Source organism: Jannaschia sp. M317, from assembly GCF_025141175.1.
Classification (GTDB): domain Bacteria; phylum Pseudomonadota; class Alphaproteobacteria; order Rhodobacterales; family Rhodobacteraceae; genus Jannaschia.
On the sequence record NZ_CP081155.1, the window covers coordinates 3506974 to 3528337 of the forward strand.

21 protein-coding genes and 1 pseudogene are annotated in these 21364 nt (G+C 63.4%); 7 read left to right on the forward strand and 15 right to left on the reverse strand.

Annotated features, from left to right (window positions below):
- Positions 1–20: 20 nt before the first annotated feature.
- Complete coding sequence (locus K3551_RS17930; RefSeq protein WP_259916465.1) at positions 21–1199, reverse strand: acetyl-CoA C-acyltransferase; 1179 nt, start codon at positions 1197–1199, stop codon at positions 21–23.
- Between the two features lie 91 nt (positions 1200–1290).
- Between K3551_RS17930 and K3551_RS17935 the strand changes: the two genes are divergently transcribed.
- The 3 genes from K3551_RS17935 (at position 1291) to K3551_RS17945 (ending at position 3845) form a co-directional block, all read left to right on the forward strand.
- Entirely contained in the window at positions 1291–1632 is a 342-nt protein-coding gene (locus K3551_RS17935) for an STAS domain-containing protein (RefSeq protein ID WP_259916467.1), read from the forward strand.
- Positions 1629–2066: an ATP-binding protein gene (locus tag K3551_RS17940; RefSeq protein ID WP_259916470.1), complete on the forward strand. Its 438-nt coding sequence runs from the start codon at positions 1629–1631 to the stop codon at positions 2064–2066. Before K3551_RS17935 ends, K3551_RS17940 begins: the two co-directional genes overlap by 4 nt.
- A 204-nt stretch (positions 2067–2270) precedes the next feature.
- Positions 2271–3845, forward strand: a complete 1575-nt coding sequence (locus tag K3551_RS17945; RefSeq protein ID WP_259919679.1) for a gamma-glutamyltransferase family protein — start codon at positions 2271–2273, stop codon at positions 3843–3845.
- A gap of 54 nt (positions 3846–3899) precedes the next feature.
- Here the strand turns inward: K3551_RS17945 and bktB are convergent, their stop codons facing one another.
- The 9 genes and pseudogenes from bktB to K3551_RS19955 form a co-directional block, all read right to left on the reverse strand.
- Entirely contained in the window at positions 3900–5078 is a 1179-nt protein-coding gene (bktB, locus tag K3551_RS17950) for a beta-ketothiolase BktB (protein ID WP_259916472.1), read from the reverse strand.
- A 120-nt stretch (positions 5079–5198) separates the two neighbouring features.
- Positions 5199–6791 carry a phosphoglycerate dehydrogenase gene (gene serA / locus K3551_RS17955; RefSeq protein WP_259916474.1) on the reverse strand — a complete coding sequence of 531 codons (1593 nt, stop codon included), beginning with the start codon at positions 6789–6791 and terminating at the stop codon, positions 5199–5201.
- A 109-nt stretch (positions 6792–6900) separates the two neighbouring features.
- The gene (locus K3551_RS17960) at positions 6901–8031 is read right to left on the reverse strand and encodes a phosphoserine transaminase (protein ID WP_259916475.1); all 1131 of its coding nucleotides are present in this window, start codon (positions 8029–8031) and stop codon (positions 6901–6903) included.
- Positions 8032–8410: 379 nt separating this feature from the next.
- Entirely contained in the window at positions 8411–9325 is a 915-nt protein-coding gene (locus K3551_RS17965) for an aminotransferase class IV (RefSeq protein ID WP_259916478.1), read from the reverse strand.
- 12 nt (positions 9326–9337) lie between these two features.
- A pseudogene (locus tag K3551_RS20050) lies at positions 9338–9580 on the reverse strand (amino acid ABC transporter ATP-binding protein); the annotation flags it as partial.
- A 54-nt stretch (positions 9581–9634) separates the two neighbouring features.
- Positions 9635–10567: an IS5 family transposase gene (locus K3551_RS17975; protein ID WP_259916480.1), complete on the reverse strand. Its 933-nt coding sequence runs from the start codon at positions 10565–10567 to the stop codon at positions 9635–9637.
- A gap of 23 nt (positions 10568–10590) precedes the next feature.
- Entirely contained in the window at positions 10591–10905 is a 315-nt protein-coding gene (locus K3551_RS17980; protein ID WP_259916483.1) for a transporter substrate-binding domain-containing protein, read from the reverse strand.
- Between the two features lie 330 nt (positions 10906–11235).
- Entirely contained in the window at positions 11236–11427 is a 192-nt protein-coding gene (locus K3551_RS17985) for a hypothetical protein (RefSeq protein ID WP_311199797.1), read from the reverse strand.
- Positions 11428–11440: 13 nt separating this feature from the next.
- Positions 11441–11737, reverse strand: a complete 297-nt coding sequence (locus tag K3551_RS19955; RefSeq protein ID WP_311199748.1) for a hypothetical protein — start codon at positions 11735–11737, stop codon at positions 11441–11443.
- Between the two features lie 294 nt (positions 11738–12031).
- Between K3551_RS19955 and serB the strand changes: the two genes are divergently transcribed.
- Complete coding sequence (gene serB, locus K3551_RS17995) at positions 12032–12913, forward strand: phosphoserine phosphatase SerB (protein ID WP_259916487.1); 882 nt, start codon at positions 12032–12034, stop codon at positions 12911–12913.
- A 275-nt stretch (positions 12914–13188) separates the two neighbouring features.
- Here serB and rlmN read toward each other — a convergent pair whose 3' ends face one another.
- Both rlmN and K3551_RS18005 read right to left on the reverse strand, forming a co-directional pair.
- Positions 13189–14367, reverse strand: a complete 1179-nt coding sequence (rlmN, locus tag K3551_RS18000) for a 23S rRNA (adenine(2503)-C(2))-methyltransferase RlmN (protein ID WP_259916489.1) — start codon at positions 14365–14367, stop codon at positions 13189–13191.
- Positions 14368–14467: 100 nt separating this feature from the next.
- Positions 14468–14986, reverse strand: a complete 519-nt coding sequence (locus tag K3551_RS18005) for an invasion associated locus B family protein (protein ID WP_259916492.1) — start codon at positions 14984–14986, stop codon at positions 14468–14470.
- A 161-nt stretch (positions 14987–15147) separates the two neighbouring features.
- Here K3551_RS18005 and K3551_RS18010 point away from each other — a divergent pair, with 161 nt between their 5' ends.
- Positions 15148–16134, forward strand: coding sequence for an asparaginase (locus K3551_RS18010; protein WP_259916494.1), 987 nt, complete (start codon positions 15148–15150; stop codon positions 16132–16134).
- On the opposite strand, the gene K3551_RS18015 is transcribed toward K3551_RS18010, so the two are convergent.
- Together K3551_RS18015 and hspQ are read right to left on the reverse strand one after the other, a co-directional pair.
- Positions 16121–18157, reverse strand: a complete 2037-nt coding sequence (locus K3551_RS18015; protein WP_259916497.1) for an ATP-binding protein — start codon at positions 18155–18157, stop codon at positions 16121–16123. The genes K3551_RS18010 and K3551_RS18015 overlap by 14 nt on opposite strands.
- A 97-nt stretch (positions 18158–18254) precedes the next feature.
- Positions 18255–18581, reverse strand: coding sequence for a heat shock protein HspQ (hspQ, locus tag K3551_RS18020; protein WP_259916498.1), 327 nt, complete (start codon positions 18579–18581; stop codon positions 18255–18257).
- An 85-nt stretch (positions 18582–18666) separates the two neighbouring features.
- Here hspQ and K3551_RS18025 point away from each other — a divergent pair, with 85 nt between their 5' ends.
- Entirely contained in the window at positions 18667–19548 is an 882-nt protein-coding gene (locus tag K3551_RS18025) for an AEC family transporter (RefSeq protein WP_259916502.1), read from the forward strand.
- A 73-nt stretch (positions 19549–19621) separates the two neighbouring features.
- A complete protein-coding gene (locus K3551_RS18030; RefSeq protein ID WP_259916504.1) occupies positions 19622–20203 on the forward strand; it encodes a transglycosylase SLT domain-containing protein in 582 nt (193 codons plus the stop codon).
- Here K3551_RS18030 and K3551_RS18035 read toward each other — a convergent pair.
- Positions 20200–20472, reverse strand: a complete 273-nt coding sequence (locus K3551_RS18035) for a rod-binding protein (protein ID WP_259916505.1) — start codon at positions 20470–20472, stop codon at positions 20200–20202. The genes K3551_RS18030 and K3551_RS18035 overlap by 4 nt on opposite strands.
- Positions 20473–21364: the final 892 nt, after the last annotated feature.

Sequence of the window (21364 nt, forward strand, 5' to 3'; positions counted from 1 at the left end):
ACCCATTGATTCTCCAGCCATCACGGACGCTCGATCGCAATCGCGGTGCCTTCGCCCCCGCCGATGCAGATCGCCGCCACGCCGCGTTTGAGCCCCCGCGCCTCCAATGCATGCAGCAGGGTCACCATGATCCGCGCCCCCGAGGCCCCGATCGGATGGCCAAGCGCACAGGCCCCCCCGTTGACGTTCACGATCTCTGGCGACAGCGCCATTTCGTGCATGAAGGCCATGGGCACCACGGCAAAGGCTTCGTTCACTTCCCACAGGTCGACATCGTCCCTGGACCAGCCGATCCGGTCCAGGAGCTTTTGCGCGGCGGGCACAGGGGCCGTGGTGAACAGGCCCGGCTCCTGCGCGTGCGACGCATGGCCCAGAATGCGCGCGCGCACGGGCAGATCCTCCGCCTTCGCGACCGCGCCGGAGGCCAGGATCAGCGCCGCCGCCCCGTCCGAAATCGACGAGGAATTGGCCGCCGTCACGGTACCATCCCTGCGGAAGGCAGGCTTGAGATGCGGGATCTTGTCGGGCCGCGCCGTGCCCGGTTGTTCATCCTGCGCTATGACGAGATCTCCCTTTCGGGTCTGTAACTTATAGGCCGCGACTTCGGCGTCGAACCCGCCCGAGGCGATGGCCTCCTGCGCCCGGCGGAGCGAGCGCAGCGCGAAGTCATCCTGTGCTTCTCGGGTGAACTGATAGGCCTCGGCGCAGTCTTCTGCGAAGGTGCCCATCAGGCGCCCCTTGTCGTAGGCATCCTCCAGACCATCGAGGAACATGTGATCGACGGTCACCCCATGGCCCAGCCGCGCACCGGACCGCATGTTGGGCAGCAGATAGGGCGCGTTCGTCATCGATTCCATTCCGCCGGCGACCATCACTCCGGTCTGGCCCAGGGCGATCTGGTCATGCGCAATCATCGCCGCCTTCATCCCCGATCCGCACATCTTGTTGAGCGTGGTGGCGGGCACCTCCTTGGGCAGGCCTGCATGAAACCCCGCCTGCCGCGCCGGGGCCTGGCCCTGACCTGCCGGCAGGACGCAGCCCATCAGCACCTCTTCGATCCGCGCGGCGGAAACACCGGCATCGACAAGCGCCGAAGCAATGGCCGCGCCCCCCAGTTCCGCCGCCGTGGCGGGTGCCAGCGCCCCCTGAAATCCACCCATCGGCGTGCGCCGCGCGCCTGCGATGACAACCTGTTCCATGGCCGGTTACCCTTTCGTAAGATTCTTGCCCTAGCCTGCCAAAGCAATTGCCGGGGCGCCACCGCGTTCGGCGTGGTGGAAGGACGCTTTCATGGAGATCTCGCGTGAAACACACGGTGACATGCTCGCCCTGACGCTTTGCACCCGTAGGCTGGACGCCGCGGGGGCCCTCTCCTTCAAGGAACGGTTCCGCAGTGAGACGGCGGATCATACCGGGCGGGTCGTGCTCGACATGGATGAGGTCGATTTTCTCGACAGCAGTGGGCTGGGTGCCCTGGTGGCGGCAATGAAATCGCTGCCACCTGATCGCAAGCTGGAGCTGGCGCGTTGCGGGCCGATCGTGTCCAAGGTTCTGAAACTGACGCGGATGGACAGCGTCTTTGTCATGCACGACGCGCTGCCCTGGTCGTCCAGTGGAAAGGACGCGGCATGACCTCTGGCGGGCATGCCCTGCTGCGGCAACGGATTCCCGGCACTGCGGAGGCCGTGCGAACCCATCTGGAACGGCTGGAAACCGTGACCAACGATCACGATCTTGGCGGCGAACGTTGCGCAGACATGCTGGTCGTCCTGGCCGAGGTGCTCAACAACATCGTCGAACATGCCTTCGAGGAACAGGAAGCCGGGTGGATCGACTGCAAGATCAGCCGAAAGCCGGGTTGCTTCGCCATAGAGACTTGCGACAACGGCATCCCCCTGCCCCCCAGCCTGCTGAGTTCCGGAACCCTGCCCGACATGGGCGCGGACCGCGATGACCTGCCCGAGGGTGGATTCGGGTGGTTCATCGTTCACAGTCTAACGAATGACATGATCTATGAGCGGGAGGATGGAAAAAACCGGCTGAGCTTTTCGTTGCAAATCGGGTAGAGGCAAGATCGCATCGGACCTGTGACCCGGCCCGCACCGTCCGCGCCGATTCTGAGCCAATGGGCTGGACGGGCACCGTTTACGCGCTGACCCGAACACCCCCGGGGTCAACAGCGGGCCTTCGGGGCATCGTAAATCGGTCATCTGATTGGCAATCTGATCACCGCGCTCTAGCCTTTGGCCAGAACCGAATTCGAGGCCATGATGCGCGACTTTCAAACCCCCGGACGCTCTGCCGTTTTTGCCACCAACGGAATGGTGGCCACATCGCACCCGATCGGGGCACAGGTGGCGCTGTCCACCCTGATGCGCGGGGGCAATGCGGTTGATGCCGCCATCGCCGGGGCCATTGTCCTGGGCGTTTGCGAGCCACAGATGACCGGGCTGGGCGGCGATTGCTTCGTTCTGGTCAAACCCGCCGGCTCGGACGAGGTGCTGGCCATGAACGGCTCCGGTCGGGCGCCGGCGGGGGCGACGGGCCAATCGTTCCGCGCCCAGGGCCTGACCAAGGTCCCCTCGACCGGTGCGCGGGCCGTCACGACGCCGGGCGCTGTCGACGCCTTCTGCAAGCTGTCAGACGCGCACGGAGCCCTCGGGCTGGAGGATACGCTCGCCCCCGTGATCCCCTATTTCGAAGCAGGCGTTCCGATCGCCCCCCGCGTCGCTTTCGATTGGCACCTGGCGCGCGACAGGCTGCAAGGCGGGGCCCGCGACAGCTATCTGTTCGATGGCAAGGCCCCCTCTGTCGGGGCGCATTTTGCGTTGCCCGGACAGGCGGAGGTTCTGCGCCGGATCGCGGCAGAGGGGCGCGATGGGTTCTACAAGGGTGAGGTCGCCGAAGACATGGTCCAATGCCTGCAGGCAGACGGTGGCACACATACGCTGGAGGATTTCAACGCCACGGTCTGCAATTGGACGGACCCGATCAGCGGCACCTACGGCGGCACGGAGTTGGTCGAACATCCGCCAAACGGACAGGGCGCGACGGCGATCTTGATGGGGAACATTCTGGCCCGTTTTGACATCGCCGGACTGGATCCGATAGGGGCCCGCCGTGCCCACCTGGAGGCGGAAGCGGCCAAGCTGGCCTATGACGCGCGCAACCGTTTTCTGGCCGATCCAGACCACGACGTAAGCGCCCGGATGCTGTCGCAAGCGACGGCTGATGCGCTGGCCGACCTGATCCACCCCAAGCGCGCAATGGCAGCCGCCGCGCCGCTGACGGAGGCGGTGCACAAGGACACGATCTACATTACTGTCGTCGATCGCGACGGCATGGCCGTCTCGTTGATCTATTCGATCTTCAGCAGTTTCGGCGCGGGCCTCGCATCGGACAAGTTCGGCATCCTGTTCCAGAACCGTGGGTCGGGGTTCAACCTGACGCGCTGGCACCCGAACGAGCTGAACCCCGGGAAGCGGCCGATGCACACGATCATCCCGGGCATGTTGCGTCAGAACGGCCGGGTGACGATGCCCTTCGGCGTGATGGGCGGTGCCTATCAGCCATGCGGGCATATCCGGTTTCTGTCGAACATGGTCGATTTCGGCATGGATGCGCAGACGGCGATCGACGCACCCCGGACCTTTGCCGATGACGGCATCCTCAAGGTGGAACGCGGCTATTCCGACAAGGTCCGCGCCGAGCTTTATGCAATGGGCCACGACGTTGTCGTGCCAGATGGGCCGATCGGGGGCGCGCAGTCGATCCGGATCGATGCATCGGGGTATCTGGAGGGGGCCAGCGACCCGCGAAAAGACGGCTTGGCGCTGGGCTACTGACGTCGAAAGGGTCTTGTGGGAACCTTTCGACAGGACTTTTCGGCGAAAGGTCCTTTACCCCGTGCGTTCGATGGCCAGCGCGATGCCCTGACCGCCGCCGATGCACATCGTGATCAGGGCGCGCCGCCCGCCAGTCCGTTCCAACGCAGCAAGTGCCTTGACCGTGATGATCGCGCCTGTGGCCCCGACCGGATGGCCCAACGCGATGGCGCCGCCGTCCGGGTTCACCCGATCCGGGTCAAGGCCCAGCGCGGCTGTGACCGCAATCGCCTGTGCCGCGAAGGCCTCGTTCGATTCCACCAGGTCGAAATCGCTGGCGGACAGGCCTGTGCGCGCCAGAAGCGCCTGAACCGCCGGGACCGGGCCGATGCCCATCACCTCGGGCCGGACGCCCGCCACGGCGTAGCCGATCACACGTGCGCGCGGGGTCAGGCCCGCCGCAGCTGCCGCGTCCGCGCGCGCCAGCACAAGCGCCGCCGCCCCGTCATTGATCCCAGAGGCGTTGCCCGCCGTGACAGACCCGTCCTTGCGGAACACAGGTCGGAGCGCGGCCAAAGCCTCTGGCGTCGTGGCGCGCGGGTGTTCGTCGGTGTCAAAGGCGACCTCGGCGCGGTTGCGGCGGATCTGGACCGGAACGATCTGCGATGCGAAATGGCCTGCTTCGATCGCCTCTGCCGCGCGCGTTTGCGAGGCCAGGGCAAAGGCATCCTGCGCGGCACGGCTGACGGCATGTTCACCGGCCACATTCTCGGCGGTGACCCCCATATGGCCGGTTCCGAAGGGGCAATTCAGGGCCCCCAGCATCATGTCGAGCGACCGCACGTCCCCCATCTTTGCGCCCCACCGCGCGTCCGGAAGGATAAAGGGGGATCGGGACATGCATTCCGCCCCGCCGACGAGCGCGAAATCCGCATCGCCCAGCATCAACGCCTGCGCGCCGGACACGATGGCCTGCACCCCGGATCCACAGAGGCGATTGACGTTCATCGCCGGCACCGTGTCGGGCACGCCCGCCTGCATCGCCGCGACACGCGACAGATACATGTCGCGTGGTTCCGTGTTGATGACATGCCCAAAGACGGTGGTGCCGATGCGGTCCGCCTCGACTCCCGCGCGGTCAATCGCGGCGCGCGCGACGGTCGTGGCCAGGTCGATGGGCGGGATCGCCGCCAGGCTGCCGCCGAAGGTGCCGATGGCGGTACGCGCGCCGGACAGGATGACGATGTCGGACATGAAAAGACCCCCGCGATGGACGGGGGCCCGGGACGCACGGCGCGCGCCCCCAAAGCGTGCCGCGCCCCATCCTGAAACAGCCGGGGCGACGGCGAAAGCGGGACGTTACGTCCCGAAGCCTCAGACGTCGAAGCGCAGCGGGGCCACGTTCTGGAACAGGCCGGTCGCTTTCAGCTTGTCCAACACGGTCTGCGGCGGCTGATCGTCGAGGTAGAGCAGCGCGATGGCGTCCTTGCCCCGGTCCGACCGACCCAGGGTAAAGTTGGCGATGTTCACGCCATTCTCGCCCAGCGTCTGACCAAGCGTCCCGATGACACCCGGTTCATCATGGTTCGTGGTATAGAGCATGTGCGCGCCCACTTCGGCGTCGATGTTGATGCCCTTGATCTGGATGAACCGCGGCTTGCCATCGGTGAACACGGTGCCCGCAATGGACCGCTCGCGCGTCGCCGTCTTGACGATCAGCTTGATATAGCCGTCGAACACGCCGGTCTTGTCCTGACGCGTGGTGGAAATCTCGACCCCGCGTTCCCGCGCGATGACGGGAGCAGAGACCATGTTCACGTCCGGGTTCGTGGCCTTCATCACGCCCGAAATTGCGGAACAGTTCAGCGCCTCCAGGTTCATGTCGGCGACGGAGCCGTTATAGATGATGTCGATGGCCTCGATCGGCTCGCTGGTCATCTGGCCAACGAAGGCCCCAAGATGATCGGCCAGCTTGACCCAGGGGCCCATCACCTTGGCCTCTTCGGCGGTGACCGATGGCATGTTCAGCGCGTTGCTGACGGCCCCCGTCAGCAGGTAGTCGGCCATCTGCTCTGCCACTTGCAGGGCGACGTTTTCCTGTGCCTCGGTCGTGGCAGCCCCCAGGTGCGGCGTGACGACCACGTTGGGCAGGTTGAACAACGGCGAGTTGGTCGCCGGTTCCTCGGCAAAGACGTCAAAGCCCGCGCCCGCCACGTGACCCGATTTCAACAACTCGGCCAGCGCCGCCTCGTCCACGAGACCGCCACGCGCGCAGTTGATGATGCGCACGCCCTTCTTGGTCTTGGCCAGGTTTTCAGCCGAGAGGATGTTACGGGTCTGATCGGTCAGCGGCACGTGCAGGGTGATGACGTCGGCACGGGCCAACAGGTCTTCCAGCTCTACCTTGGTGATACGCAGCTCGGACGCGCGTTCCTCGCTCAGGAAGGGGTCGTAGGCGATGACCTTCATGCCCAGGCCCACGGCCTTTTGGCAGACGATGCCGCCGATGTTGCCCGCGCCGATCACGCCCAGCGTCTTGCCGGTCAGCTCGACCCCCATAAAGCGCGACTTTTCCCATTTGCCCGCATGGGTCGAAGCGCTGGCTTCGGGGATCTGGCGCGCGACGGCGAACATCATCGCAATGGCGTGTTCAGCCGTGGTGATCATGTTGCCGTAGGGCGTATTCATCACGATCACGCCACGGCGCGATGCGGCGGGCTTGTCCACATTGTCGGTGCCGATGCCGGCGCGACCCACGACCTTGAGGTTGGGCGCGGCTTCCAGCAGCTTTTCGGTGACCTTGGTCGCGGACCGGATGGCAAGGCCGTCGTAGTCCTTGATGGCGGCCAACAGGGCATCTTTGTCCTTGCCCAGCGAGGGGTCGAAGGTGACGTCGATGCCGCGGTCGCGGAAGATCTGAACAGCGGTTTCCGAGAGCTTGTCGGAGACGAGAACTTTGGGGGCCATGTGCAGGCTCCTTCTGACAGGGGCGTCCCGCGCAGGGGACGATCGCAAGGGGAAAGGTCGGAGGGCGGCGTGAACCCCGCCCTACAGGATCAGGCGCGTAGGGCGGGCTTCAGGCCGCCTTCTCCGCCGCATAGGCCCAGTCGATCCAGGGCAGCAGCGCCGCGATATCATCGGGTTCCACGGTCGAGCCGCACCAGATCCGCAAGCCGGCGGGCGCATCGCGGTAGGCACCGATATCCAGTGCCACGCCCTCTGCCTCCAGCCGTTTGGCGACGCGCTTGGCGAAATCGTCGGGCAGAGAGGGGTCGGTGAATTTCAGGCAGACCGAGGTGGTCGACCGGGTCACCGGATCGTCGGCAAGATTGGCAATCCAGCCGTTGGCGTCACAGAAATCCCAGATGTGCCGGGCCGAGGCATCGGCGCGACCGATCAGGCCAGACAGGCCCAGATCTTCGGCCCAATCCAAGGTGACCAGATAATCCTCTACGCAGAGCATGGAGGGTGTGTTGATCGTTTCGCCGCGGAAAATCCCTTCGATCAGCTTGCCGCCCTTGGTCAGGCGGAAGATCTTGGGCAGCGGCCAGGCGGGGGTGTAGGTTTCGAGTCGTTCGACGGCGCGGGGGCTGAGGATGATCACGCCATGCGCGCCCTCACCGCCCAGAACCTTCTGCCAGGAGAAGGTCGTCACATCGAGCTTGTCCCACGGCAGATCCATCGCGAAAGCGGCAGAGGTCGCGTCGCAGAACGTCAGCCCCGCGCGGTCGTCGGCGATCCAGTCGGCATTCGGGACCCGCACGCCCGAGGTCGTGCCGTTCCAGGTGAAACAGATGTCGCGCGCCGGATCGATGTCGAGCGAGGGCAACTGGCCATAGTCTGCGGTGCGGACGTCGGCGTCCAGCTTCAGCTGCTTGACCACGTCCGTGACCCAGCCAGCGCCAAAGCTCTCCCAGGCCAGCATGGTGACGGGTCGCGCGCCCAGCATCGACCACATCGCCATCTCATAGGCACCGGTGTCCGAGGCGGGCACGATTCCCACCCGATAATCGTCCGGCACGCCGAGCAACGCCTTGGTGCGGTCGATGGCGGCCTTCAACTTGGCCTTGCCCACGGCGGCGCGGTGCGACCGGCCCAGCGGCGCATCCATCAGATTGTTCAGGGAATACCCGGGGTGCTTGGCGCAGGGGCCCGAAGAAAAACGCGGATTTGCCGGCCGCGTGGCCGGGGTCGTCGAGTCAGTCATGACTATCCTTGCAGATAAATGCCCTTCGTTGGGGAAGGGTGTCCCGCCGCTGCAAATACGGACCCTCTTTGAAAGCAGCAATAGGGAAAAGGCGGTGCGTCCGCGCTAAAAGGAGGGCCACGCAGAACGATACGGGAACGCAAGTTTCCTATCGGCACCGGCCTGCCTGAAGGAGATCCGTCTTTGTCCCGTCAAATGCCTGTGTCGCAAAGTTCAGCCCCGAGGCGGGCCCGCGCCTCACCGTCGCCGAGACTTGATGCCAGCGCTGTTGATTGCCCGACGAGGCCTCAAGCGGCAATGTCCCGACCAGGGACGGCAAGTCTCGCACGCGATCGGAACGATGGCGCGGCGACTGCCTAGACGACAATCACCGATGTTTTCACTCTCCGATATAGGCTTGATAGAGCCGCGATATCTCCGCGGTAACCGGTCCGGGACTCCCCTGCCCCACTTTCCGACCATCGATCTTTGTCACCGGCGTGATTCCCCCCAAGGTTCCAGTGACGAATGCCTCGTCGGCCGCATAGGTTTCAGCCAGCGTATAGTCTTTTTCAAATACCCGCTTTCCTGCATCCCGCCAGATCTTGATCACCTTCGACCGGGTGATTCCGTTGAAACAGGTTGCGCCCGTCGAAGTCCATAACTCTTCCCCACGGATGATGAAGAAGTTTGTCGAGTTACAGCTCGCCACGAATCCGCGATCATCGAGCATCAGCGCCTCATCCGCCCCCATATTGATGGCCTGGATCAACGCTTGGATAAAGTTGAGCCGGGAGTGGGAATTGAGCCGAAGGTCGAACACGTCGGGGGTCGAACAGCGAATAGTTGAGGTCAAAAGCGTCAGACCTCGGGCCTTGAGGGCAGCGTTGGGTTGCTTGTATTCGGCAACAATGACGACCGTCGCAGATCCAACGATAAAGCGCGGATCTTGATTTGGCGTTGATTTCAGCCCACGCGAAATCATCATTCGGATATGCACACCGTCTTCCATCTTGTTATGGTGCAGCGTTTTCCAAATCTCGCCCTTCAGGGCGTCGCGATCCATTCCGATATCAAGCTGAATGGCGTTCGCGCCCTCATAGAGCCGCGCCATATGTTCATCCACGGCCAACAACCGGCCATTTACCAGCCGCATCCCTTCCCACACGCCGTCACCCAGAACAAAGCCAGCATCGAAAACGGGCACCATTGCCTTGTCACGCGGAAAGAATGCGCCGTTGACATAGACTTCTACAGCGTCATTACGGCAATCGGGGGCGTAGCTTTGGGCGCTGTCTTGGGTAGTGTTGGTCATGGATTTGTCCGTTCAGAATTCGAATTTCTTGTGACGCGCAGGGAAAGCCTGTGTGCGGGGGTTCTGGGGATTTTTCAATACCTGATCTGGCGGACCTTGCTCCTGTATAATGCCGTCGGCCATGAAAATGACGCGATTGGCTACGTTATACGCGAACCCGATTTCATGTGTGACCAACAACGTGGTCCGCCCTTCGTCCGCGATGCCACGAATGACATTCAGAACTTCTCCCACAAGTTCCGGATCCAGTGCCGAGGCTTTGTTGCCCAAATCCGATGATGGGCAGGCTTCCCCTTTCCCCGGACGGATTTATCCTACGGGCTCAGTGACGGGTATTCCAAGAGCTGTGTAGCGGTTCAATGCAGCGATGCGGATTTGGATCTCCGCGACCTGCCTTTCGAAGTCCCTCGCCATGAGACTTTGACCTAGCAACTTGACACAATGCATCTTCGTTTCGACGCGGCTCCGGCGGTGGTATCCGCTCCAGCGTCGCCATAGGGTGCGGCCCAGGTATCGCTGCGCATTGACGGCTTCGTTGCACGCAATGGCTCCGGCGCTCGTTGGTTTCCAGGGTTTTGCATTCTTACGCGGCGGGATCACCGCGTGGGCACCTCGGACGGCTATCGCCTCGTGGCATTTACGCGTGTCGTAGGCCCCATCTGCGATAACGCTGCCGATGTCTTGATCGGGAGGGATTTGGTTCAGAAGGTCGGGCAGCATGGGAGCGTCCCCGACATTGCTGCTGGTGACCTGAACCGCCCGAACCTCCAACGTTTCTTCGTCAATTCCAATGTGTATCTTGCGCCAGGCACGCCGTTTAGGGCCGCCATGCTTTCGGGCATTCCACTCGCCTTCACCTTCGGCTTTGATCCTTGTGCTGTCGATAAGGAGGTTCAGTGGGCCGGACCCAACGCGATAAGGCAGGCTCACGTTCAGCATTCTCTGACGGCGACACAGCGTACTGAAGTCGGGCACCGCCCAATCCAGACCGACAAGTTGCAAAAGACTTTCGACGAACCCAGACGTTTGTCTCGGGGGCATACCAAACAACACTTTCATGGTCAGACAAGTCTGGATCGCCGCATCGCTGAGTTGCTGCTGTCGACCATGCTTGCCGGTTGGCGGTGGCCGCCACGTCATCCCGGGATCGAACCAAATCGTCAACGATCCACGCTGCTTCAGCGCCTTGTTGTAAGCCGACAAGTTCGTGGTCTTGTACCTTGCGGGATGCCAACCGCTCATGACTTCCAGCTACCATGCTGGTTTCATACAGTGACTCCCTCAACCGATTTGTGCAACAAAGCCCGTTGGAATGCATCCATGCTGGTCGCCTGAGGGACCGACACGCTGATATCGGGCGAATTCAGATCGTACCACTTCGTGATATCGAGATCATCACGAGCCAAAACTGCAAGTGCGTAGTAAAGCAGCGGAGTTTCGGGAAAATTCACCGCCACCTTGCGCGCATCAGTGGCATCAAGAACAAACATGAGATCAATTCGGTCCACTTCCAACGCAGCCACTGCGGTGCCCCAAGTGAATTCGACAGGTTCGTATTCAATCCCAAGGGTTTCCGCCATGGCCTGCCCCATCGACACGCCCAGGCCACCGGTTCACTCACCACTGACGATGTCCCTGGAATACCAAGGCGGGGCTTGCGTAACACCAACACGGAGGACACCGGTATCACGCACCCGATCCATCGTGCCGTCCTGAGCCTGAGAAATAGCGCCCACCCCAATCATGGCAGCAATTGCCGCTGTCAATGCCATACGTCTGTTCGTCACTCTCTCCTTATTGGTTTTCGGCTTCTTGTTTTGACGCCTCCGCAGGACTTGGTGCCTCGACAAATGCCTTGGTTGTCTCAAGCCCCAGTCGCATATGATCGCGGAACGCGTCTTGCATCGCCTTCAGGTCATCCCCCAAGGCAAGATGTATGTAATCATCATGGCTTTCACACTTTGGCACACCGGTCCTGTGTGCGCGACAGTGCGCGGCCAATACAATCGCAGATGACCGCGCAGGCCGGTCCATGTGTTTTCGAGGATGCGGTTATTGGCATGCTCATAAACAAGACCATGCAGATCAAGTTCAGCCTCAATGGCGGCAGCGTGATCAGATTGATCTGATCGCCTTTTTCAGAATGCTATTCCGAAGCAAAAACTCCTTTTTAAAGCCTTTGCTGCGCCGATGCCAAACTTGTTCGAATGCAAACTGCTCCAGGCAGGTTCGCATTGCGTAGATGTCATTCACATCCTCCAGTGAAATATCCACCACACGTGTCCCCGTGTAGGGCACGTTGACCAATAGTCCCTCATCAATGAATTGCCGCATCGCCTCGCGCAGCGGCCCGCGACTGCCCCCCCAGACGAAGCGCCAGTGAATTTTCGACCACCTGGCTGCCTGGCTCAAGCTCACCCGTCAAAATTGCATGCCGCAGGAGCGCGACGATCTGCGCGCTCATCGTCTGCCGCTTCGCGGGACAATCCGAGAAGTAGAACAAAAGTGCGGTTTCCGGCAGTATGTGAAGGTCGGCATGGGGCCGCATAAATCATGTTATATAACAACTTCTTAGCCCTCATTTCAGAGGTCAGATAACCCCTCTTCCGCCGGTATTTGGAGGCAAGGGGTCGCGCAGGGCCGCGAACGGCGTTAACCAGCCCCCGGTGCCGGTCAGGCACCGGCCCTGCTCTCGATAGGAAACCGATGTTCACCTGCGTTTTGACTGCTTCGCCCAACCGCCCTGTCATCGAACTGCCGCTGGTCGAGGCGCTGCGGAACGGTTGGGGCGGGGGCGACGCACGTTGGCTGAACCGGGGCGTGGCCGCCGAATTCGACCTGCCCGCCGTCCCCGACACGCAGGCCGCGACACGCCTGGACCTGGACGCGCTTGGCATCGACCTCAATATCCTGCCCCGCGACGGTCGACGCAAGAAACTGCTGCTCGCGGATATGGATTCGACCATGATCCAACAGGAATGCATCGACGAACTTGCCGCCGAAGCAGGTGTCGGTGACCGCGTTGCAGCCATCACCGCGCGGGCCATGAATGGCGAGATCGACTTCGACGGGGCCTTGCGCGAACGGGTGGGGCTGCTGGCCGGACTGGACATTTCGGTCATCGACAAAGTCCTGGCAGATCGGATCACCCTGATGCCAGGCGGCCCCACGCTTCTGGCCACGATGAAGGCCGGGGGGGCCCGTGCTGCCCTCGTCTCCGGCGGATTTACCGCCTTTACCCAAGCCATCGCCGCGCGGCTAGGCTTCGACGAACACCGCGCCAACACCCTGCTGACAGCAGACGGCAAGCTGACCGGCGAACCAGGCGTGCCCATCCTGGGAAAGCAGGCCAAGGTCACCGCACTGGAGGAAATCACCGCCGCCATGGGCATAACCGAGGCAGAAGTCATTGCCGTCGGCGACGGGGCCAACGATCTGGGAATGCTGACCCGCGCGGGCATGGGCGTCGCGCTCCATGCGAAACCCGCCGTCCAGGCCGAGGCCGGGCTGCGCGTCAATCACGGTGATCTGACGGCGCTGCTCTATCTGCAGGGCATTCACGTGGACGCCTTCGTGACACCTGCCTGAGGTCCCGGAACAACCGACATCGAACCGTCACCGAATCGCAATGAACCGCAGGTAGCAGGCCGGCAACCCTGTTGCCTACGGATCCTGCCATGACCGAGATCGACCCGCTCCGCTTCGTCCTGCACGCCTTTCTGGTGCGCCCAGGTTTCCTGCGCCGGCCACGTCGCCGCTGACCCTTCCTTGTTTCACAAATATCGCCGGGGAGTTTGAGGGGCAGCGCCCCTCATCCGCCAAGCAAAAAGCAACGGGCCGCAGGCGCACCGCTTGGTCGCAGACTACAGCCCGGCCTCTGCGGCGATCTGCGCCCGCGACTTGCGCGCCCGCTCTGTCGCGGACTTGAGCTGACCGCAGGCCGCCATGATGTCCTCCCCTCGGGGGGTGCGGATCGGCGAGGCATAGCCCGCCTGCATCAGAATCGTCGCAAAGGCGCGAATACGGTTGTTTGACGACCGGCGGTAGGGCGCGCCGGGCCATTCATTGAAGGGGATCAGGTTCACCTTTGCCGGGATCCCATCCAGCAGGCCGACCAATCGACGCGCATCTTCGTCGCTGTCGTTCACACCATCCAGCATCACGTATTCAAAGGTGATCCGCTCTGAATTCGACACTTTGGGATAGTCCTTCAGGGTCGCCAGCAACGTCTCGATATTCCAACGCTTGTTGATAGGAACAAGCACATCGCGCACTGCATCCGTCGTCGCGTGGAAGCTGACGGCCAGCAGGCAGCCAATTTCCTGCGCGGTGCGCGCAATTTCGGGCACCACGCCAGAGGTCGACAGGGTGATGCGGCGGCGGCCAAGGGCGATGCCTTCACCGTCCATGACGATGTTCATCGCATCGCGCACGTTCTCGAAGTTATAGAGCGGCTCGCCCATGCCCATCAGAACGATGTTCGACAACAGACGCGGTCCCGCGTCGCCGGTGCCCGTTCCCGGTTCCGGCCATTCGCCCAGATCGTCGCGCGCAAGCATGACCTGCCCCACGACCTCGGCGGCCGTCAGGTTCCGCACCAGCTTCTGGGTGCCGGTATGACAAAACGAACAGGTCAGCGTGCAACCAACCTGCGACGACACGCACAGCGTTCCGCGTCCCTCTTCGGGGATATAGACTACCTCCACCTCGTGTCCGCCCGCAATGCGAACCAGGTACTTGCGGGTTCCGTCCTCGGACAGTTGCCGGGTCACGACCTCAGGCAATTCGATGACGAAATGGTCCGCCAGCAGCGCCCGGAAATCCTTGGACAGATTGGTCATCCGGGCAAAGTCGCGCTCCCCCCAGTGATACAACCACTGCCACAGCTGGTTGACCCGCATCTTTACCTGTTTTTCGGGCGTCCCCACCTCCAACAGCGCGGCGCGCAGGGCGTCACGGGTCAGGCCGATCAGGTTCGGCTTGGCACCCGGGGCCTCCTTGCGGGGGACAGTCAGGGCGTCGGGGGTGATGGGGGCTTTCATGGCAGGCTCCTGCAAGCGGGCGAGCCCGGCATATAGGGGTGGGTGCGGCGAAACTCAAACGTTCCGCACACGGTCCGACCAGGGGCCGATGACGTCCCGTCTAACCGCAGCGCTCTTCGGCATCGGTGACGGCAGCGGTGAAGCCCAGCAGGCTAAAGGTGTCCTGCGTGCGCGTGCCCCGCCCAGACCGACCCGTGACAACGGCCTGCGCGCCCCGCTTCATCGCAGAGATGATACGCTCGTCATCCGTGGGCGACGCAGCCCAGGCCAGTTCGCCATCGGTGAACATCTCGAACCGATCGGACCCGATCTCGATCGTCACGGTAGATCCGTCGGCATAGGGGTATCCACCCGTGGCGGACACCTCGCCCTTCTTCTCGGACCCCGGCCAATAGCTGACGAACAGGCGGATGTCGCCGCGCCGCGCCGCGACTTCGCGGCCATCGCGGGTGTTGCGGATCGACTTTGGTGCCGACACGATCCAGCATTGCGTCGGATTGTCCTCCACGAAGACGGACCAGTCGGTCTCCGTGTTGACGCGGTTGGAGCTTTCCTGTGCGGCGACCGGCATAGCCAGTGCGGCGGACAGAAGGAGGGTCCCGATTGCCTTCGAAATCATCTTGCTACTCTCTGCCTCAGCGTCTTGCGCGATACGGGCGGTCCGGTTGACCTGGATCCTGCCCCGGGACGCGCGGTTCCCAAATCTGCGGCACGATGTTAGCGCAGGCAAGCCGTTGTCGGAAACCCCGTGCGGCGGTTTTTCGCGCAACGGAGGATGCGATGACGGGCGATGTCGAACTGGTAGAGGTCACACGTGGCGGGCGGGTCGAGTCGGTCCACCGCGGGCGGGCCGTCATTTGCGACGGATCAGGTGCGGTGATCGAGGCCTGGGGCGACCCCGATGCGGTCATCTTTCCCCGCTCTGCCTGCAAGATGATGCAGGCGTTGCCGCTGTTGGAAACGGGGGCCGGGCGCGATCTTACGGATCGGCACCTCGCCTTTGTCTGCGCCTCACACCGAGGTCAGACACGGCACACCGAACTGGCCGCACAATGGCTTTCCGATCTGGGCCTGGGGGAAAGCGACCTGCGCTGTGGCGTGCATCTGCCCTATCACGTGCCCTCGGCCCACGCCCTGATCCACGCGGGCGAGGCCCCGTGCCAGCTGCACAACAATTGTTCCGGCAAACACTGTGGCTTTCTGATGCTGGGGCAGCATCTCGGCGCAGGCCCGGATTATATCGACCCGGATCACGCGGTGCAGCGTGCGGTGCGCGCCGCCTTCGAGGAGGTCTGCGAAGAAGAAAGCCCCGGCTACGGTATCGACGGCTGCTCCGCTCCGAACTTTGCGATTCGATTGTCTGCCTTCGCGGCGGCCGCCGGACGGTTCGCACGGGCGCGCGAAGACGCCAGCGCCGCCCGCACCCGAGCCATGGCGCGGCTGGTATCCGCGATGCGCGCGCACCCCGAGCTGGTCGCCGGAGACGGCGGGGCCTGCACCGATCTGATGCGCGCGACCGGGGGCAAGGCGGCGGTCAAGACCGGGGCCGAAGCGGTCTATCTGGCGATTTTGCCGGAACTGGACCGGAGCATTGCCGTCAAGATCAGCGACGGCACCACCCGCGCCGCCGAAGCCGTGATTGCCGCGTTGCTGGTGCGGCTGGGGGTTTTGGCGGCTGCGGACCCGGTGGCTCGGCGCCTGACCGAAGGGCCGATCCGGAATGTCAGCGGGCTGACGGTCGGCAGCCTGTCGGTCACTCTGGGCTGACGGCAAGCGCCTCCTCCATCGCCTGTAACAGGGCCGGTTTGCGCACAGGCTTTGTCTGATGCGCCGCAAAACCGGCGCGCAGCAGTGTCTCGCTCATGTCGTCCCCGGTATGCGCGGTCAGGGCGATCACAGGCACGGGCCTGCGCCCGGCCTCCGCTTCGGCGGCCTGGATCGCGGCAATCGCCTCGGTCCCGTCCATCACCGGCATGGAGATATCCAAAAGCACGATATCCGGGCGCCGTGCCAGGTAGGCATCGACCGCCTGGGAGCCGTCTTCGACCGATTCGAGATCGTAGGGTTCGGAGGCGAGCATCTTCTCCAAAAGGAACCGGTTCGTCGCATTGTCATCGGCGATGAGAACCCTGCGTCGTGCTGTCGCCCGAGGGGCCGGGCCAGACGTCAACGCCCCCAACAGCATGCCACCTGCCAGCGGCAGCGGCAGAATCGCGGCGGCCTTGGCGCGCAGTTCGGCCGACGCGGATTGTGCGGCCCCATAGAGAACGAGGCGTGCATCCGGATCCAGCGGCAGATCCGGCCCGTCCGCCGCGCGCAACACGATCGCCCCGCTGTCATTGCGCGCAATCGATCCGCCCGCGGCCTGCAACCGATTGGCCAGAACCTCGCCCTGAATGCCCGTCCCTGCCGGAATCGTCACTTGGGGCAGATCCGGCAGGGGGGCTGGCCATTCCTGTCGCAAGGGCAGGGTCAGGAACACCTGAAAGCAACTGCCCTGCGGCACATCGAGGAGCGATATTGTGCCCCCCATCCGCTCTACCAATCCGCGTGAAATGGTCAGACCCAGGCCTGTGCCCTCTTTCTGGGGGCGGCCATCCTCGACCTGGGCGAAGGCCTCGAAAACATGGTCGCGACGGTCTGGCGGAATGCCGGGACCGGTGTCCTGAACTTCCAGCGTGACCGCCGCCTCTTCGCCGTGCCGCGCAAGGCGGGCGCGCACAATCACATGACCCGTATCCGTGAACTTCAACGCGTTGCCCACGAGGTTCATCACAACCTGCCGAATACGGCCGGCATCTCCGACAAAGGTCGTCGGCGCATCGAGCGGGTAATCCAGCGCCACGTCCACCCCCGCCGCCTGCTTGCTGGCCGCCGCAAGACGCAGACAATCGCAAAGCAGCCCTTCCAGATCGAACGGGTCCTGCCGCAGGTCCACACGGCCCGCATCCAGACGAGAGACGTCGAGCGTGTCGTTGACGATCACCAACAGCGCCTCGGCGGAATCGCGGATCGTGCGCGCGTAGGTGTCGGATTCCTCGTCCAACCCCTGCTCACACAGCAACTCCGCCAAACCAAGGACACCGTTCATCGGCGTGCGCATCTCATGGCTCATCCGGGCGAGGAAGGCGGCCTTGGCCGCGGCCACCTCTTCGGCGGCATCCCGGGCAGCCGCCAGACTGGCCTGCCGCTCCTCGACATCGGAAATGTCGATGGCGAGGCTGACGATATCGCCGTCGGGCGCACGGCGGTCCTGAAACCGGATGGCACGCCCGTCAAACGTCTGCAGGACCTGAATACCGATTGTCGTCTGAGCCCAGCGCGCGAGCTGTTCGCTGGTCCAGTCGTCGGGATCCAACTCTCCGAGATCGAAGGCCCCTTCTTCCGCCGCCGTCATGAACATTTGTTCGGCTGTCGCCCCTGGTCCGATGGTGGACGCCGCATCGAACAGGTTGAGGTAGACGGAATTCGCCGCCACCATACAGCCGTCCCCATCAAACAGAGCGAAACCGTCGCGCATCGCCTCCAACGCGTGCCAAAGACGACGTCGGGCGCGATCCGCCTTGTCCGCCTCGGAGCGATACCGTTCCAGAATATCCTTCTGCCGGTCGGTCAGGCGGTGGTTCGCCTCTCGCTCCGACAGAAACCGGAGCGAGAGGCGGTCAGCATTGGCCACCAGAGCCCTGTGTGCACGGCTCAGCTCATGGCGGGTGCGGTCGAGCGTGCGTTCAGCCGCCAACCGCCGGCGCCGTTCTTGCAGATAGAGATTTTCGGGCGGAGATCCGTCCATGTCTGCAAGCCCCGGCACGTGGTGCCCGGTTCCCGGGCTGCCGACAGACTGACAGGTAGGCGTGAACAGCAGATTAAGGCTGAGCCAGATTCCCGACCTAGTTCAGGTCGAAATGCAGCGGATATCCCTGACCGTCGAAATCCCCGAACAGATCGTCCAGGTCCGGATGGGTCACCGGCTCACCCGAGCTGTCGCGCACAAGGTTCTGTTCCGAGACGTAGGCCACATAGTAGCTTTCCTCGTTCTCGGCGAGCAGATGATAGAACGGTTGGTCCCGGCGCGGGCGCGCATCCTTGGGGATGGCGTCGTACCATTCTTCGCTGTTGGAAAAGACGGCATCGACATCGAAGATAACACCGCGAAACGGGTGCTTCTTGTGTCGGACGACTTCTCCGAGCCCGTATTTCGCTTCGTTTTGCAGCATATCGTTGCCCTTTCCCCTACCCGTTCCTAGACCGGGGTCCGGCACCTTGTAAATCGGGGCGGCTGCGAATCAGCGGAAACATACTGTGACTCTGACCTTAACAGTCCTGCAAATCGTTGCGCCCGTTTTCTTTTTGGCCGCTGTGGGCTTTGCTTGGGTCCGCCTTGGATTTGCCTACGACACGGCCTTTGTGACGCGCCTGGCGATGACGCTGGGTATCCCGGCGCTGATATTCGTGGCGCTGGCGCGCGGCACCATCGACCCGCAGGCGGCAGGGCAGCTGTCGCTTGCCGCGCTGGCTGCCTACCTTGCGGTGATCGCGGTAACCTGGGCGCTTTGTCGCCTACTGGGCCTGAACCTGCGCACGTTCTGGGCCCCCTTGGTTTTCGGAAACACGGGCAACCTGGGCCTGCCGCTCGCGCTGTTCGCATTCGGAGAAGAGGGGCTCGGCTATGCCGTCGTCGTCTTCTCGGCGGGGGTGATCCTGCAATTCACCGTCGGGCTGTGGATCGTGGCCGGCGGCGGCAGCCCCGGCAAGGCGCTGCGCGAACCAATGGTTGCGGCGACCGTGCTGGGCGGGCTGTTCCTGTGGCAAGGGTGGACGGTGCCGCCGGTGATCTTCGCCACGTTGGAATTGATCGGACAGATGGGCATCCCCCTGATGCTGCTGACGCTAGGCGTGGCCGTGGCGCGATTGCGGCCCGCAGGATTGGTGCCGATGGCGGCGCTGGCGGCGGTCAAGATGGTGCTGTGCACGGCCCTGGCCGTCGCCGTGGGCCTGGCCTTCGGGTTGGAGGGGGTGCCCTTGGGGGTTCTGACCCTGCAACTCGCGACCCCCGTGGCCGTCACCTCTTACCTCTTGGCGTTGAAATACGGGGCGGAGGCAGAGCCGGTCGCCGCCCTGGTCGTCGTATCGACGTTGCTTGCCGTCCCCGCCTTGCCGGTCATTCTGGCGTTCTTCGTTTGATGTGATTGGCAGGACGCCGGCATTTTTGCTAACGTGCCTGAAACGGTCGAAAACAAAGAACCGAGCAGTGAACATGAAACGAATGATGCAGATCGCCTGTCTGCTGCTTCTCGCCGCGTGCGGCGGGGGTGGTGGCTCCGGCAAAGCGCCCAGCAACCTCGACAATGCCTGTTCCATCCTGGACCAGCGCCCCGGCTACCTGCGCGCCTTCCGCGCGGCAGAACGGAAATGGGGCGTCCCGGTCCACGTCCAGATGGCGACCATCTATCAGGAATCCAAGTTTATTTCAGATGCGCGCACACCGCTGCGCTATTCCTTGGGTGTGATTCCGATCGGCCGCCAAAGCAGCGCCTTCGGGTATTCCCAGGCGCTTGACGCGACCTGGAAGGAGTATCAGCGCGAGCAGGGAAAACGCCGGGCGAAACGCGACAACATCCGCGACGCCACGGATTTCATGGGCTGGTACATGGCGGAGTCGAATCGGCGCCTCGGCATTCCGCTGACGGATGCGCGGAACCAATACCTCGCCTATCATGACGGGCGCACCGGATACCGACGCGGCACCTATCGCGCGAAACCCTGGCTGATGCGAATCGCCGGCGAGATCGAAGCCCGCGCCGCCACCTATCAGACACAGCTGCGGTCCTGTCGCTAGGGCTGCAGGGTGCGTTGCATGGACTGGTAGATGGCCTCGGCCAAGCCGGTCTGACCGCTTTCGGCAACCGCCTGAGCCTGGGCCTGCCGCAGAAAGCTGTCGAACTCCGACGTTCCCCCGCCATGCGGTGAGGGTGCGCCGGTGTCGGCCACACGCAAAAGTTCGGCAAAAAGGAACGCCTCCAACGCTTCCGCCTGTGCGCGCAGTTTCTGATCCCGCGCGGGCGTAGGCGGCGGTTCTGTCGATTGGACGGGAATTGGCGCGATCATGGCGGACCTTCCGTGTTGAGATCTCTGCGCCCCTTTGAACAGATCCGGGTAAAGGGTTTCGTAATGCCCGGATGATAGACCCACAAAAGATGAACGTCTTTGGGGGTATCATGTTACCGAATTATCTGGGGGCAGAACGCCCCGCAACAGGTCCGCTCTCCAAGACTGTGATCCGCGCTGCCGACGGGACTGCCCTTGCCGCACGGGGGCGCGAAGGCGTGACGGCGGAATCCTTCGGCGACTTTCTACGCGATCTGGGCGAACAGGCTGCGCGCGACGGGGCCGCAAACTCGGCGCACAGGAAATCAACAGAAAAACCTGCCGAGACGGGCACCCAGACGGATCCCGCCGGGCGCCAGACGACCGAATTGGACAAGGTGCCCGCGCACAGCACTGGCAAAACCGCACCCCCCGGCGACTTGGTCGACGACCTGCCCAGGGCCGACTGGCGTGCGCATCATCCTGTCGCGTCCCCCCTTCGCCAGCCAATCGAGGCTGCGCAACATCCGAACCAGGAAGGTCGCGCACAGACTGACGTCATGCCTCCCCTTCCGTCCCGCCCGGACCAGACCGAAACGCCTCGCCCGACCGAGCCCACGCCAAGGCAGGCCTTGATCGCCGATGGGCCCGCTATTCCCTCCGAGCGGCACACCTCCGCCAAAGGGACGCGGCTAGATCCACCAGGGCACGTGACCTTCGAAAGTGCCGCGACCGAACAGGACGTTGACCTCGCTCCTCCGGACAGCCGCCAATATGATGCGCCTCCCCCCGTCGGTATCGAAAGGACGCTCCCGCTCGCTCCAGCCTCTCCGCGATCCGCCCCCCTTGCAGGGCTGGGTGGAGGGGCCAAAAATCCGGACACCACGTCCACCACAGATGTCCCCCTTTCGGT